Below are 16,447 nucleotides of genomic sequence, written 5' to 3' on the forward strand. Positions count from 1 at the left end.
TTTGGTAAAACTATTTCTGCCAAGAAATCCATTTAATCAAATTTTACATTTAATAGTTAGAAGAATTATGAAAAGAGTCGCATTATTTGTTGCTCTGAGTACTGTATTGTTGACAACAAGTTGTTCATCAAAAAAACAGGAAAAAGAAGAAGTAAAAGATTATCCAATCACAACGCCAATCAAAATGGATACGATTGTAGATAAGGATTATGTTGCCCAAATTCAGTCGGTACGAAACATCGAAATTCGTGCGCAAGAAAAAGGTTATTTGCAAAAAGTTTTTGTGGATGAAGGTCAACATGTACAAGCTGGCCAATTGTTGTTTCGCATTATGCCTTCGATGTATCAAGCCGAATATTTGAAATCAAAAGCTGAGGTAAAAGAGGCACAAATTGAATTGCAAAATTCAGCAACTTTGGCTGATAATAATGTTGTTTCTAAGAACGAAAAAGCTATTGCGCAGGCACGATTAGAGAAATCGAAAGCAGAAATGCAATTGGCCCAATTACATTTATCATTTACAGATATTCGTGCGCCATTTTCTGGTGTTATTGATAGAATTCCTATGAAATTGGGAAGCTTGATTGATGAAGGAATGTTATTAACAAATTTGTCTGATAACTCATCAATGTTTGCTTATTTCAACGTTTCTGAGCCTGAATATTTAGATTATCAGACAAATATTCAAGATAGAGCGAGTAAACAAGTTTCGTTGATTATGGCGAATAATAAACCTCTACCAGAAAAAGGTTTGGTGGAAACGATAGAAGGTGAATTTAACAACGAAACAGGGAATATTGCGTTTCGTGCGCGTTTTGCAAATCCAAATCATTTGTTGAGAAATGGTGAAACAGGAAAAGTAAAAATGACAGTTCCGTTGCATGATGCTTTATTAATTCCACAAAAAGCAACCTACGAAATTCAAGATAAAACCTATGTTTTTGTAGTAGATAAAAATGGTGTTGTGAAATCAAGAAATATCACGATTGGTCTAGAAATGCCTGATGTTTATGTGGTAGAAAGTGGACTTTCGGAGAAAGATAATATTTTGTTAGAAGGTGTTCAGAAAGTGAAAGATGATGATAAAATCAAAACGAAATTTATTGCACCAAGAAAAGTTCTTTCATCGTTAAAATTAAAATCAAACTAATCTAAAAAATTCAAAGTTATGTTTGATAAATTTATTCGAAGACCCGTTCTTTCGATTGTCATTTCGTTGATTATAGTTTTCTTAGGGATTCTATCATTAGTCAAATTACCCGTAACGCAGTTCCCTTCAATTTCGCCTCCAAAGGTGAATATTACTGCGGAATATCCTGGTGCAAATAATGAATTATTGATCAAGTCGGTTGTAATTCCATTAGAACGCGCGCTAAATGGTGTTCCTGGAATGAAATATATTACATCTGATGCTGGGAATGATGGAGAAGCGTCTATTCAAGTGATTTTTGATTTAGGAACTGATCCCAATATTGCAGCTGTAAATGTGCAAAACCGAGTTTCTTCAGTTGTAAATAAACTTCCGCCTTTGGTAGTTCGTGAAGGTGTGAAAATTACACGCGAAGAATCAAATATGTTGATGTACATTAACTTGTACAGTAACGATCCAAAAGCTGATCAACAGTTTTTATATAATTATGCAGATATTAATATTTTATCTGAGTTAAAACGTATTAATGGTGTTGGAGATGCGGATATTTTAGGAAATAGAGAATATGCGATGCGTGTATGGTTGAAGCCAGATCGTATGCAAGCGTATAATATTTCTGCGGATGATGTCATGAAAGCGTTAGATGAACAAAGTATTGAAGCTTCACCTGGGAAAACAGGGGAGAGTTCAGGGAAACGTTCAGAAACATTCGAATATGTGTTAAAATATTCAGGTCGATATAACACAAAAGAGCAATATGGAAATATCATTTTAAGAGCAAATCCTGATGGAGAAATCTTACGTTTAAAAGATGTTGCTGATATAGAATTTGGAAGTTCGATGTATGATATTTACTCAACATTGAATGGCAAACCTTCTGCCGCAATTGTGATAAAACAATCGTACGGAAGTAATGCGAGTGAAGTCATCAAAAACATCAAAGCATTGATGGCAGATCTTAAGGAAAATAATTTGCCAAAAGGAATGGATTACGAGATTTCATATGACGTTTCGAAATTCTTAGATGCTTCGATGGAAAAAGTGGTACACACACTTTTTGAAGCTTTCGTTTTAGTTGGTATCGTGGTGTTTTTATTCTTAGGAGATTGGCGTTCTACATTGATTCCTGCGTTGGCGGTTCCTGTTTCTTTGATCGGAACTTTTGCGTTGATGAGTTTCTTTGGAATTACATTAAACTTGATTTCTCTTTTTGCTTTAGTTATGGCGATTGGAGTTGTCGTCGATGATGCGATTGTAGTGATAGAGGCTGTTCACGCCAAGATGGAAGAGAAAAATCTCTCGCCTTTACGAGCGACGGAAGAAGCGATGCGCGAAATTAGTGGTGCAATTATCGCAATTACATTTGTAATGGCAGCCGTGTTTATTCCTGTTGCGTTTATGTCTGGACCTGTTGGTATTTTTTATCGTCAATTTTCGATTACGATGGCGACATCAATTATTTTATCAGGAATTGTTGCCTTAACGCTTACACCAGCTTTGTGTGCAATGATTTTGAAAAATAATCATGATCAACCAAGAAAGAAAACGATGTTAAATAAATTTTTATTGAAGTTTAATAATTTGTTCAACAAAGGATCTTTTAAATATGAAAAAGTTTTAACAAAAACAGTTAACAAACGCACTGTTACATTCGGAATTTTACTAGCATTTTGTGCTGGAGTTTTCTTTTTGAATAATAGTTTGCCTTCTGGATTTATTCCAAACGAAGATCAAGGAATGTTTTATGCGATTATTCAAACACCTCCAGGTTCTACGTTAGAAAGAACGAATGAAGTTTCTCAAAAATTACAAAAAATAGCAGAAGGAATTGATGGCGTTTCATCAGTTTCGTCATTGGCTGGTTATGAGATTTTGACAGAAGGAACAGGAGCAAACTCTGGAACTTGTTTGATTAACTTGAAAAGTTGGGACGAACGTTCTAAATCTGCTGAAGAAATCATCAAAGAATTAGAAGAAAAAGCTGGGAATATTAATGGTGCAAATATCGAATATTTTCAACCACCATCTGTTCCTGGATATGGTGCTGCAGGAGGTTTCGAGTTGAGATTGTTGGATAAAGCAGGTAGTGGAGATTATCATAAAATGGAAGAAGTGAGCCGTGATTTTGTAAAAGAATTAACTCGTCGTCCAGAATTGAGTTCTGTATTCACATTTTATAGTGCTTCATTTCCTCAATATGTCTTGAAAATTGATAATGATATTGCTGAACAAAAAGGTGTTTCGATCGAAAATGCGATGGATAATCTATCAACATTAGTTGGTTCTAATTATGAAACAAGTTTCATCAAATTTGACCGACCTTATAAAGTGATGGTACAAGCTTCTCCAGAATATCGTGCATTACCAGAGGATTTATTGAAATTATATGTGAAAAATGATCAAGGCGAAATGGTTCCGTATTCAGCTTTCATGAAAATTGAAAAAGTGTATGGATTATCAGAAATTACGCGTCACAATATGTATAATGCTGCAGAAATTAGTGGAACGCCAGCGCCAGGTTATAGTAGTGGACAAGCGATAGCAGCGATTAATGAAGTAGCTAAAAATACATTGCCTCGTGGTTTTGGAATTGATTGGGCAGGAATTTCGAAAGATGAGGTTTCTCGTGGAAATGAAGCGGTGATTATTTTTGCCATTTGTTTAATTTTCGTTTACATGATTTTAGCAGCGCAATACGAAAGTTTCATTTTGCCTTTACCTGTTATCATTTCATTACCAACAGGGATTTTCGGAGCATTTTTCTTCTTGAAATTATTAGGATTAGAAAATAATATTTATGCACAAGTAGCAATGGTGATGTTGATTGGACTTCTCGGTAAAAATGCAGTGTTGATTATTGAGTTTGCAGTACAAAAACATAACGAAGGTTTATCAATTGTAAAATCAGCGATTGAAGGTGCAGGAGTTCGTTTCCGTCCAATTTTGATGACATCATTTGCATTTATTGCAGGTCTTATTCCGTTGGTTATAGCTTCTGGTCCGGGAGCAGTAGGAAATAGAACAATTGGTACTGCTGCTGCGGGTGGAATGTTGTTCGGAACTATTTTCGGGTTGTTTATTGTGCCCGGTTTATATGTTGCGTTTGGTGCTTTGGCGGATAAAATGCAATTGGTGAAATACGAAGATGAGAATCCTTTAACAGAAGAAATCACGGAAGATGAATAAAAATAGTTTAAAAAATATAATTACAATAAGTCTTTTTGGAACAATGATTTGGAGCTGTAAAGCTCCTGCGGTCAGCAAAGAGATTGAGAATCATCAAGCACCAAAAATTCCAGAAGCTTATCAGAATGTGCAAAATGATGATGCACCAAGTTCTGTATTAACGCCTTGGAAACAATTTTTTACTGATCCAAATTTGGTTGTTTTGATTGAAGAAGCTTTAAAAAATAACCAAGAATTGATGATTACACTTCAAGAAATTGAGATTTCTAAAAATGAAGTGTTGTATAAAAACGGAAAATTATCTCCTACCGTAGTTGCAACCACTGGAATTGGCGTGGAGAAAGTTGGTCGTTACACAAGTCAAGGTGCTGGTGACGCTTCGACTGAGATAAAACCAGGGAAAGAAATGCCTGATCCTTTGATGGATTATGCGATTGGTTTGAGTGCTGATTGGGAAGTTGATATTTGGAAAAAATTACGTAATTCGAAAGATGCTTCGATTGCACGATATTTATCAACGGTGGAAGGAAAGAATTTTGTTTTGACAAATTTAATTTCTGAAATAGCTTCATCTTATTATGAATTATTGTCTTTGGACAGCCAATTAGATTTAATTCATCGAAATATTGAGTTGCAAAAAGAATCACTGCGTGTGGTGAAAATTCAGAAAGAAGCAGCGCGTGAAACTGAATTAGCGGTGAAAAAATTTGAAGCAGAGTTATTAAAATCTGAAAGTGAAGAGTTTAATATTAAACAAGATATTACAGAAACTGAGAATAGAATTAATGCATTATTGGGAAGATATCCGCAGACGATAAAACGTGATGGTTCGTCATTTATGGATTTGATTCCTCAAACAATGCATGCAGGAATTCCGTCTGAATTATTATCAAATCGTCCTGATATCAAGCAAGCAGAATTGGAATTGAAAGCTTCTGCATTGGATGTAAAAGTAGCTCGTGCAGAGTTTTATCCTTCGCTTAATATTTCTGCGGCTTTAGGACTAAATGCCTTCAAACCATCTTATTTGGTAAAAATGCCAGAGTCTATTTTGTATTCATTGGCTGGAGAATTAGCAGCGCCTTTAATTAATAAAAGTGCGATAAAAGCGGAGTTCAATACTGCAAATGCTCATCAAATACAAGCGTTGTACGAATATGATAAAACAATTTTAAATGCTTATTTAGAAGTGTCAAATCAGATGTCGAAGATTAATAACTTAGAACAAAGTTATTCGTACAAAGACAAACAGGCGAAAGCACTTGTGGAATCTATTGATATTGCGAACCAGTTGTTCAAAAATAATCGTGCAGATTATTTAGAAGTGTTAACAACTCAACGTGATTTATTGGATGCAAAAATGGAATTAATCGAAACAAAAGAAAAACAATTAAGTACAGTTGTCGCTATTTACAAAAGTTTAGGCGGAGGCTGGAAGTAGTTTTCATATTCATTCTAACAAAGAAATAAGCTGCCCAAAAGGCAGCTTATTTCGATTTATATTGTATTGAAATGTAAATTAATTTTCAGTTCTAACCCAAGTTCCAGGCGACTTTTTATTCACATCATTCATATATTTTTGTGCTTCTTCTATGTTATTAAAACTGCTATATGTAACATAATAATAGCGACCTTTTACATAAGAAATTCCAGCATCTTTGTAACCTTGTTTTTTCAATTCTCCTACCAAACGATCAGCATCTTCTTGACGTTTTAGCGAAGCCGCAATTACTTGATATTTTTTATTGCTAGATTTTGCAGTTGTTTTAGTTGCAATTTCTTTTTTGTCCTCAACTTTCTTTTCAGCTGTTTTAGGAGCTTCAACTTTCGTTAACTTTTTCGTTTCTGTTTTTACAACTTCTTTTGTTGAAGGTTTTTCCTTTACAATTGCCGTAATTTCCTTTTCAGTTTCATTCAGTTTCGTTTCCTTTACAACTGTAATTTCAACTTTTTTAGGCGTTTCAATTGTATCTGTTTTCGTTACGGTTTCGGCAATTTGATATTCAACCAAAGAAGGCTCAGCAATCGTTTGTGGCATATTATACACATCGTATTGCACTGTAGGTTTTTCAGTTTTGGTTGCACCATCTTTACCAATCATTGGTAAAACCAAACCGCTCCATTGTTCCGTTACGAATTCTTGCACGGGTTGCGGCGTATTAAAATATAGGAAGCCACCAACAATAATGGGAATTAATGAGGCTGCGGCTAAAAATTTTGACATGTGTTTGTTAGAGGTTTTAGTTTTAGACGAATCTAAAATGTAATTGGCTTGTAAATTTGAAAGACCATAAGCGGCGATGAAATAATTTTGAGCATTTTCTGGTTTGAAGTCAATTTTTCCAGCGTCATTAAATTGTAATGATCCGATATTTTGTAAGGTTAAAACTTTTCCATTTTTCAAATGTTCTTGCCAAAAATAAACTTGTTCATTCAAAAATGTTTGCGCATTTTCAAAAGACATTGGCTCATCTTCTACAATTTTATTCACCAATACACCATCACTTTTTGTTAAAGTTGTATTGAAAGAAAGCTCTTTTCTTGGTGGAATAAATGTGTTTGTTTGTTCGTCAAACGCCACATTAGCAGTGTTTGAGATAAACGCACCAAAGTTTGGAACGATTACACAATCGTGCTGAAATAATAATTGACTAATATGCTCTTCTAACCTCATACTACGAAATTAACATTTTTTTTAGATTTAGCAAAAAATAAATACTTAAAATTCTGCTTAGTTGGTTTAATATTAATAATTTAACAAAATGCAAACCGATTTACCATATATTTTAGCACTTTCTTTCCAGAAAGGAATTGGCGATATCACAGCTCGAAAAATTATTCAATTTTTTGGTTCGGCAGAGGCTGCTTGGAATTGTAAACCAAAAGATTTGATGCAAATTTCGGGAATTGGACAACAATTAAGCAAAGATTTTGGAAATAAAAAATGGTTAGATTTAGCTTTTAACGAAATTGAATATTGTAATAATAATCAAATCAATATTTTAACTTTTTATGATGAGGTTTATCCACAATTGTTAAAAGAATGTATTGATGCACCTTTGGCGATTTTTTGTAAAGGAAATTTAGAATTTAATCAATTCAATAACAAAAAGATTTCGATTGTTGGCACACGAAAAATGACCAATTATGGACGGAATTTTATTACTGAATTAATCGAAGGTTTGGCTGATTTTGATGTTACAATTGTAAGCGGATTGGCGTATGGTTGTGATATAGAAGCACACACAAATTCACTTAAAAATAAGATTGCAACGTGGTCAGTAATGGGAACAAATTTTGAACGAGTTTATCCTGCTGCTCACAAAAAAATTGCGATTAAAATTTTACAAAAAGGAGGTTGGGTTACGGAGCAACCAAGTTTTAAAATTGCTACACCTGAAGCTTTTCTTCAACGAAATCGTATTATTGCAGGCTTGTCGGATATTACAATTGTTGTAGAATCTGCTTTTAAAGGAGGAAGTTTGGTGACTGCGAAGTTTGCAAATGAATATAATCGCGAAGTGTTTGCATTACCAGGAAAATCAACGGATGTGTTGAGTATTGGGTGTAATTATTTGATAAAATCTCATCAGGCTTATTTGGTCGAAAATTCGAAAGATATTATTGATTATTTTAACTTCAATTCGAAGAAGAAAACAAAGCAAATAGATTTGTTTATTGAGTTTTCTGACGATGAAAATTTAATTGTAAATTATCTCAAAATCAATGGGAAACAACATATTGATAAAATGTCTTTTGATCTAAATTTAAAATCATATGAATTGATGCCTATTTTATTAGATTTGGAATTAAAGCAAATAATTTCGACGCTTCCAGGGAAATTTTATGATTTATTGTAGCAAGCAATACAATTTTTAGCAAGTTATTTTGTTATAAATTACAGTATTTTTGTGCATTATGAAGACAAAATTGTTCATTTTCATCACCATGATTTTCACAAGTTTAAACGCTCAAAATAATAAAGTGCGTTGGACTGATCTTTTTTCTTACAATAATGTGAAATTGTTGGAAGAAGTAAATGGTGTGATTTATTGTGGAACTGAAAACGGAATTTTCTTGTTCAATCCTCAAAATCCAACGAGTGATTGGATTAAGCTAAATAAAACCAATTTTTTGAATAATGTTAGTGTTTCTGCAATGGCTTATGATAAAGATTCGGATTCTTTTTTGGTTGGATATGAAAATGGAGGATTAGATTTATTACGTTCCGGAGAGTCGACAATGGTTCTAGATATTAAATGGAATGGTTTTTCAGGAGATAAAAAAGTCAACCATATTTTTATAAATGACGGAATAGCTTTCATTTCTGGAGCTTTTGGAATTGTTTCGTATGATTTGAAAGAAGAAGAATTTAAAGAAACTACGAGAACTAATTCGATCGTTGTAAATGATGCAACTATTAAAGATGATATTTTATACATTGCCACATCAAATGGTATTAGATTTAGTAAGTTATCAAATAAGAAATTAAATAATCCGAATATTAATGATTGGTCTCCGTCTATAAATTCAGGTCAAAATATTTCAAATATAGAATTATTTGCAAATGAAATTTATTACTCTGTAGGAAATGATTTAAAAAATTTGAATGGATTTAGTCAGAGCTATAGCAATATTCAAGGTTTGAAATCATCAAATGAACAATTAATTATTGCTCAGATTGATAAAATATCGACATTAAGTGGTCAAAGTTTTTCTCCAATAGATCAAGAAAATCAGACAATAAATTTCAACATAGGAATATTTGTCAACAATATTTATTATGGAGGTTCAATAAAAAATGGTTTAATAGATTTATCATTACAATCATTAAAAAGTTATAAACCGCAAGGACCATATAGTAACAAATCTTATTCAGTCTCAACTTCAAAAGGAAAAATTTGGATAGCACCTGGCGGAATTGAAGGATTTAATAACCTTACATTTAATGCAGATGGTTTTTCTTATTATGATACAAAAAATTGGAATCATTTTAGTTCGGAACGAGATTTAGGAGGAGCAAAAGATATTATTAAAATTGCTATAGATCCTACAAACGATGTTCATTTTATGGTTATTCCTTATGCTGAAGTGACAAAATGGGGAGGTGAACAAATAGGAATATTTGAATTTCAAGGAAATAAATCGACTCATATTATAAATTCATTGCCTGAAATTTATCGTTTTGGAGGAGGTGATTTTGATGCTTTAGGAAATTTTTATCTTTCTCAAAGTTGGTATTGTGATGCTGTTTGTATGGCGAGTGGAAAACCAAATTATAATGCATTAAAAGATAATGTAAATTCTATTTCAGTTAAAAATTCGTCAGGAAATTGGATATCGAAACAGAGAATAAATCAAGGATCATCTAATGCTTTATCCCCAATTATTGATAATAAATATATTTATATTCCGCAAGCTCGTTCCGGAGGTGTTGCTATTTTGAGAAAAGATAATAACGAAACTGTTGGAAATATTTTGAGAAGTGGAGAACAAACTTTACCAACAAATGATGTCTGGTCAGCAGCTTTGGATAAAACAGGAAATTTGTGGATAGGTACAGGGCAGGGTTTAGCCGTTACTTATGGAATAGAGTCTGCTATAGACAATAATAATTTTTCAGCAGAACCAATTGTTATTATTCAAGACGGAATTCCTGAAGCATTGTTAACAGATGTAGGTATTTATGCTATAAAAGTTGATAATGCTAATCGTAAATGGATCGCAACAAATGGAGCTGGAGTATATTATGTTTCTGATAATGGTGAAGAGACAAAATTACATTTTACTTCTAAAAATTCTCCATTACCTTCTGATATTGTGTATGATATTTCGATAGATGAAACAACAGGAAAAGTATATTTTGCTACAGAAAAAGGTGTAGTTTCATATAATGGAGATGTTTCTACAGAATCTAATGACTTTAACAATGCGATAGCTTATCCAAATCCATATAGACCAGAATATAAAGGAAATATTACAATAAAAAATCTTCCAAATCGTGCGTTGGTTAAAATTACAGATATAGTTGGAAATTTAGTTTTTGAGAAAAAAGCAGACGGAGGAGTTATAGAGTGGAATACAAATAACGCAAAAGGAAAGCCTGTCGCTTCTGGAATTTATTTAGTTTTGATGACAAATGCAGATGGTACAGAAACCAAAACATTGAAAATTGCAGTTGTCCGTTAATGAAAATTTTAGAAACTAAAGCTATTGTACTTTCTAGCTTAAAATATGGAGACACAAGTTTAATTATTCGTTGTTATACACAAGGTTTTGGCTTAAAGTCATTTATTGCAAAAGGTGTTTTCTCCAAAAAGAAAAGAAATACTTCGTTGTATTTTCCGCTTGCAGAAATCGATTTGAGTTTTCAACCGAAATCAAATGAACAACAATTGGTTTTCTTAAAATCGGCGCAAACTTCATATTATTACGAATCGTTACATTTTCATCCTATCAAATCAGCTATTGTTTTTTTCTTGGCTGAAATTCTAAACTTAGTTTTAAAAGAAGAATCAGATAATCCAGAATTATATTTTTACATCGAACATTCGCTAAAAGAATTTGATCAAAAGAAAGACGATTTTGCAGATTTTCATTTGATATTCTTACTTCAATTATCGCATTTTCTTGGATTTTATCCCAACTTAGAAATTGACGGAAATCTATTCGATTTAGAAAATGGATTTTTCACCAATTCGAATTCATCCATCAATATGTTGAAAGCAGGTGAAACAGTTTTGTTCAAAAAATTATTAGAATTACACTTTTCCGAAGATTCGAAAAATACATTTAATCAATCACAACGTTCTCTTTTACTCGATATTCTAGTGAAGTACTATCAAATTCATACCAATAATTTTAAGAAACCAAAATCACTTCAAGTTTTACATGAATTGTTTAGTTAATGGGAAGAAAGAATAAAAAATCAAAAAAGGAAGATATAGCAAAAAATACTATAAGAAAAGAGTTTGTTTCTACTAAGACATCAAATTTAATTTCAATTTTATTATTTGTTATTGCATTTGTCTTCTATAAGAAAGATGAACTAATATTATTTAATGTAGGATGGAGGTATTATATTGTATTATTTATATTTACACTGATTTTCGTTTTTTTAATATTAAATATACCAATACTTAAACGTAAATTAGTAGAAACGGGATATAGGAAAGATATTGTTTTAATTTCCATTTATTACTCGATTTTTCTCTCAATATCATTTTATTATGTATCGAAATTTATTGTGAATGATTTAGCAAAAGAACCAATAATTATAGAAAATTGCGAGATATTAAAATTGAAGGAATCTCGCTATTCATATGATATTAATATCAATTTCAAAGGATACGAAGAGTCTATAAATTTAGATAAAGATGCATTTCAAAAATTAGAAAATGCTGATTTAAATAAAAATCATGCAATTATAAAAGTTAGACCTTCTATTTTTAATATTTATGTAGTGGAGAATGTTCTAATTGAATCCAAAAATCTCCCGAAATAAATTCTAACAAATCTTTAAAACAAAGAATAAATAAAACTCCATATATTTGCTATAGTTAAAAGCATTCACAATGAAATTCAATACAAAAGCTATACACGGAGGTCAACAACATGACCCTTCTACTGGAGCCGTAATGACTCCAATTTACCAAACATCAACATTCGCACAAAGATCACCTGGAGATTACAAAGGATACGAATATTCTCGTGGCGCAAATCCAACAAGAACAGCTTTAGAAAATGCATTAGCATCTATCGAAGGTGGAGTTGCAGGTTTTGCATTTGGTTCTGGTTTAGCTGCAATCGATGGCGTGTTGAAATTGTTCAAACCTGGTGATGAAATCATCGCGATGGACGATTTATACGGAGGTTCTTACCGTTTGTTTACACGTGTTTATGAAAAATTTGGTTTGAAATTCCATTTCGTAGATATGACAAATGTTGAGGCTGTTGTCGCTTTAATCAATGAGAATACAAAAATGGTTTGGGTTGAAACGCCTACAAATCCATTGATGAAAGTAGTTGATATCAAAGCTGTAAATGATGCTGCAAAAGCAAAAAAAGCAGATATTTTGGTAGCGGTTGATAATACATTTGCGTCGCCATATTTACAACGTCCAATCGAGTTGGGAGCAGATATCGTGATGCATTCGGCTACGAAATATTTAGGAGGTCACTCAGATTTAGTTGCTGGAGCAATTGTGGTAAACTCGGAACAATTGGCAACAGATGTTCACTTCAATTTATTTGCAACAGGAGGAATTTTAGGACCACAAGATTCTTACTTAGTTTTACGTGGAATCAAAACATTGGCTGTTCGTATGGATCGTCATTGTTCAAACGGAATGAAAATCGCACAATTTTTAGAAGCTCATCCAAAAGTAGCGCGTACTTATTATCCTGGTTTAGAAAATCATCCACAACACGAAATTGCGAAAAAGCAAATGAAAGATTTCGGAGGAATGGTAACGTTTACGTTGACTTCTGGGAAAAAAGAAGATGCTTTCAAAATTTTAGAAAACTTAAAAGTATTCACTTTGGCTGAATCATTAGGAGGAGTTGAATCGTTAGCAAATCATCCAGCTACGATGACACACGCATCTATTCCTGCAGAAAAACGTGCTGAAATTGGTATTACAGATGATTTAATTCGTTTGTCTGTTGGTATTGAAGATATAGATGATTTATTAGAAGATTTAGAACAAGTTTTGAACTTGATTTAATCGATAAAAGGAAAATAAAAAAAACGGAATCTTATAGATTCCGTTTTTTTTATTGAATTGGAGTTAATGCTTCAGAATTACGAAGAATTGCAACGTATTGAAAATAATCAGTTGTTTTTAAATTTTCTTTTGGCGTAAAGTTTTCTCCAAATAATCTTGATTTTATTTGAATTAAATTTTGAGAAGATTTATATGGTGAATTTTTCACATTAAGATTAAAAATTGAGATGGAATTAGGTTCTGCAAGTTCTTTAAAATCAAGAATACCTTTTATTAACATCATTGGTCCATCAGCATTTACCCAGTTTATTTTTTCATTTTCTGGAGTAGGAAATTGGTCATTTTTAGGTAAATACATTTCACTATCCAATGTATAACTTACGATGCTTGTTACTTTATATTTATTATCTAAAAGTCTTTCTGCAAAAGGCTTTTCTTTGTCATTCATACCTTTTTGAAGTGTATGAAAAAGACCAAATAATCCATAGAATTTTTCATTTTGTAGATGATTCTTTGAAATGATATGATTAAAATTCTCAATCATTGCAGAATCTCTTGAAATTTTGCTATTAGAATCATCAAAGTTTGTATCAATACCCAAAACGACAATTTTAGAAGAATCATTTAATGTTTTATTGTAATCATACAAGTTGTTCCATTTTTTTAGTAATTCTTGACTTGATTGTTGAGGAATTCTTTTCTTAATAGCTAAAACAACTTCTTTTAATAATTTTTCATTTTTAATATCAGAGCTTAGAAATGTGTTTAATTTTTTAGAATTTAAACTGTCCATTTCGGCAATGTAATAGTTGAAACCAAGATTCTTATTCAAATATTTAAACATAAATTCATCTAATTTTTGATTGTCAGCAAAACCATGAATTTCGCCTAATAGAATAACATTTGAAGTGTTGACATTATTATCAAAAATCTGAGTATTAAAGTTATTGCCAATTGTTGTTTTGTTATTTTTTAGATAGTCAATATTTGTTTGATTTTTTGATGCTAAGAAAATTTTATTGCTAATAAATAAATACAAAAAAGTAAGTATAATTATTGAAATCAGTGCAATAAAGAAGATTTTTAGAGTTTTGATAAGTGTTTTCATGTTGTTAATTTTCATCAAAACTATAGTTAGTAAAAGACTTGTATAAATATATATTTACGAATTGTTGATTTTTTAGGATGAATTGAGAAATCTGTTTACTGAAAACTTTTTATTTTTACAAAATGAAATTTATTTTCTTCTTTTTACTTTCTGTGATGAGCTTTGCTCAAAAGTTCGATACAATTAATCTTAATCAAGTTGAGTTGATTAATTATTCCAACTACAAACAATTTCACCCAAAGTTTAAGAAAATTGAAAGGTTGACTGATCATACAAGTTTTGGACTCAAAATATTTTCAACTTTACTTCTTCCAAATGAAAAAGAAATCGAAATTGTCGCGATTGAAATTTTGTTCGAATCAAAAGTGAAGAAGAAAAATTATTGCAACGAATATTATTATTTCAAACCAATGATTTTAAAATCGATAAAAGATAAACAAAGTTTAATTGAAGAAAAATGGTTTGAAGTTGATAAAGATTATCAAGGGAAATATATTTTTCCAATTCATTTAAAGCTCAAAATTTCCGAAGCTAAAAACTATATTATTGGCTTAGAAACGTCTTATGAAAATTCTTTTTGTCCAGAAGAAAATGGTTATTTTGATTTGATTCAAACAAAGGAATCTGTCGATTTATATTACGAAATCAATTCAGAATTGAGAAAGCAAGATTTTTTGAAAAATTATTCGATAAACTATAAATTGTATTATAAATAAAAAAGGATATTACTAGTAATATCCTTTTTTTATAATAAATCGAGATTAATTTATTTCACTATAATTTTAGAAGAATCCTGATTCGTATTTAGAATGTAAATACCTTTTGATAAACCTGTTTGTATAGTATTTTTTCCTGTTTTTAATTCTCCTTGTTTTACTAATCGTCCATTCACATCAAAAATTTGATAAGGAGATTTTTCTTTCGTTTCAATTGTAAAAGTTCCATTGTTTGGGTTTGGAAATAAAGTGACTTTTTTAGAAGTTATTTCAGATGTTGATAAATTACTACATAAGAAGTCTGAATAATCTACTAGTCCCAAAGTTGAATTGTCTTTTTGATGAACAATGACATTTTCGACTTCTTCTTCTGTAGATTTCTGATTTTCAATCCAACAATTTCCAATAGCAGATACATTGTTTACAGAATTGTTGTATAGAGCATAGACGATTCCTCCATTTCCATTATTAGAAAATATATTGTTTCCTGGACGTTCAGTAGTTCCTAAGTTTATAAAAGCACCTTTTTCTATATTTGTGATTCCCCAAAGACTCCCACGAATTTGATTGTCAAAAATATCAATAATATTTGTTGTAGGATTTGAAGCTAAATAAATCGAAATCCCACTTCCTCCGTTAGCAGGATTGGTTTCTACATTATTATTTTCAAGCATATTTCCGATTATTTTTCCTTTTGAATTACTTCCAGAAATGGTAATACCATAACGATTATCTCGAATTGTATTATTTTCAATAACAGCTTCATTTGTAACGCCCAATAAACTTGAAACTGAGACACCTCCAACTCTTGTCAAAGCTCGATCTCCAATAATTGTATTTCCACGAATAACAGTAGGATTATTTCCGCTTGGGCCCATATTAATTTGAGGACGGTTTGAGTTTTCTTGATTATTTCCTTCCAAATGATTGTTTTCAAAAATTAAAGCAACTGCTTGATTGGCTCCCGAGCCAACAGCTGGAGTTTTATTAAATTTGAAAGTAGAATTTTTAATAATAGGATTTCCACGTGAAAAATTAATTGCACCTCCAGTAGAGGTTCCTCCATATTGATAAGAAATTTCAGAATTATCCATTGTAAAAGTTTCATTTAAAGAGCGGATTCCTCCTCCATAAATCATTTTGAAATGATTGAAAGTTGCAATTGCGCCTTCTTCTAATCTAATTCCTTTAAAATAACTTGAGCCTGGATGATCAGATGTGAATAAAACTTCTTTTGGAGCATTAATATCTATTTTACCTGCAACTGTGATTAATTTACCTTCAGAAATAACTAATGTATAATCTGTATCTGCTAAAAAAATATCATTAGAAGATATTATTAAATCATCGGTTAATAAATATTGTTTTGAAGATTCATCAAATGTGATAATATCAGTTAAAACATCAAGATCTGAAATACGATAAGTTTTTCCATCATTTGGAGTTGTGTATTGAGCAAAAAGAAGCTGCCCTAAAAATGCTAGGGAAAATGTAAGTGTTTTCTTCATAATTTTAAACTAAGTGTTAATTAGATTTGAAATTAATAACATTAGTTTAATAA

12 protein-coding genes are annotated in these 16,447 nt (G+C 31.3%); 9 read left to right on the forward strand and 3 right to left on the reverse strand.

Annotated features, from left to right (window positions below; translation table 11 throughout):
• Nucleotides 1-67 precede the first annotated feature (67 nt).
• The 3 genes from E4J94_RS04930 to E4J94_RS04940 are packed head-to-tail and all read left to right on the forward strand — an operon-like array spanning nucleotide 68 to nucleotide 5,777.
• A complete protein-coding gene (locus tag E4J94_RS04930; RefSeq protein ID WP_038336760.1) occupies nucleotides 68-1,150 on the forward strand; it encodes an efflux RND transporter periplasmic adaptor subunit in 1,083 nt (360 codons plus the stop codon).
• 18 nt (nucleotides 1,151-1,168) lie between these two features.
• Nucleotides 1,169-4,336: an efflux RND transporter permease subunit gene (locus tag E4J94_RS04935; RefSeq protein WP_135834751.1), complete on the forward strand. Its 3,168-nt coding sequence runs from the start codon at nucleotides 1,169-1,171 to the stop codon at nucleotides 4,334-4,336.
• Nucleotides 4,329-5,777: a TolC family protein gene (locus E4J94_RS04940; RefSeq protein WP_135834752.1), complete on the forward strand. Its 1,449-nt coding sequence runs from the start codon at nucleotides 4,329-4,331 to the stop codon at nucleotides 5,775-5,777. The genes E4J94_RS04935 and E4J94_RS04940 overlap by 8 nt, the downstream gene beginning before the upstream one ends.
• A gap of 78 nt (nucleotides 5,778-5,855) precedes the next feature.
• On the opposite strand, the gene E4J94_RS04945 is transcribed toward E4J94_RS04940, so the two are convergent.
• Complete coding sequence (locus E4J94_RS04945) at nucleotides 5,856-7,010, reverse strand: HU domain-containing protein (RefSeq protein WP_135834753.1); 1,155 nt, start codon at nucleotides 7,008-7,010, stop codon at nucleotides 5,856-5,858.
• 88 nt (nucleotides 7,011-7,098) lie between these two features.
• Here E4J94_RS04945 and dprA point away from each other — a divergent pair, with 88 nt between their 5' ends.
• The 5 genes from dprA to E4J94_RS04970 all read left to right on the forward strand — a co-directional run bounded on the left by dprA (nucleotide 7,099) and on the right by E4J94_RS04970 (nucleotide 13,062).
• Complete coding sequence (dprA, locus tag E4J94_RS04950; RefSeq protein ID WP_135834754.1) at nucleotides 7,099-8,196, forward strand: DNA-processing protein DprA; 1,098 nt, start codon at nucleotides 7,099-7,101, stop codon at nucleotides 8,194-8,196.
• A 58-nt stretch (nucleotides 8,197-8,254) separates the two neighbouring features.
• The gene (porZ, locus tag E4J94_RS04955) at nucleotides 8,255-10,525 is read left to right on the forward strand and encodes a type IX secretion system anionic LPS delivery protein PorZ (RefSeq protein ID WP_135834755.1); all 2,271 of its coding nucleotides are present in this window, start codon (nucleotides 8,255-8,257) and stop codon (nucleotides 10,523-10,525) included.
• The gene (gene recO, locus E4J94_RS04960; RefSeq protein WP_135834756.1) at nucleotides 10,525-11,244 is read left to right on the forward strand and encodes a DNA repair protein RecO; all 720 of its coding nucleotides are present in this window, start codon (nucleotides 10,525-10,527) and stop codon (nucleotides 11,242-11,244) included. Before porZ ends, recO begins: the two co-directional genes overlap by 1 nt.
• Nucleotides 11,244-11,840, forward strand: coding sequence for a hypothetical protein (locus tag E4J94_RS04965; RefSeq protein ID WP_135834757.1), 597 nt, complete (start codon nucleotides 11,244-11,246; stop codon nucleotides 11,838-11,840). The genes recO and E4J94_RS04965 overlap by 1 nt, the downstream gene beginning before the upstream one ends.
• A gap of 70 nt (nucleotides 11,841-11,910) precedes the next feature.
• Nucleotides 11,911-13,062 carry a cystathionine gamma-synthase gene (locus E4J94_RS04970; protein WP_135834758.1) on the forward strand — a complete coding sequence of 384 codons (1,152 nt, stop codon included), beginning with the start codon at nucleotides 11,911-11,913 and terminating at the stop codon, nucleotides 13,060-13,062.
• 49 nt (nucleotides 13,063-13,111) lie between these two features.
• On the opposite strand, the gene E4J94_RS04975 is transcribed toward E4J94_RS04970, so the two are convergent.
• Nucleotides 13,112-14,170 (reverse strand): hypothetical protein, encoded by a 1,059-nt coding sequence (locus E4J94_RS04975; RefSeq protein WP_135834759.1) that lies wholly within the window; start codon nucleotides 14,168-14,170, stop codon nucleotides 13,112-13,114.
• Between the two features lie 122 nt (nucleotides 14,171-14,292).
• On the opposite strand from E4J94_RS04975, the gene E4J94_RS04980 reads away from it, so the two are divergent.
• Nucleotides 14,293-14,886 (forward strand): hypothetical protein, encoded by a 594-nt coding sequence (locus tag E4J94_RS04980; protein ID WP_135834760.1) that lies wholly within the window; start codon nucleotides 14,293-14,295, stop codon nucleotides 14,884-14,886.
• 50 nt (nucleotides 14,887-14,936) lie between these two features.
• Here the strand turns inward: E4J94_RS04980 and E4J94_RS04985 are convergent, their stop codons facing one another.
• Nucleotides 14,937-16,394: a T9SS type A sorting domain-containing protein gene (locus E4J94_RS04985; RefSeq protein WP_135834761.1), complete on the reverse strand. Its 1,458-nt coding sequence runs from the start codon at nucleotides 16,392-16,394 to the stop codon at nucleotides 14,937-14,939.
• Nucleotides 16,395-16,447 lie beyond the last annotated feature (53 nt).

The organism is Empedobacter tilapiae, assembly GCF_004785645.1.
Lineage (GTDB): Bacteria > Bacteroidota > Bacteroidia > Flavobacteriales > Weeksellaceae > Empedobacter > Empedobacter tilapiae.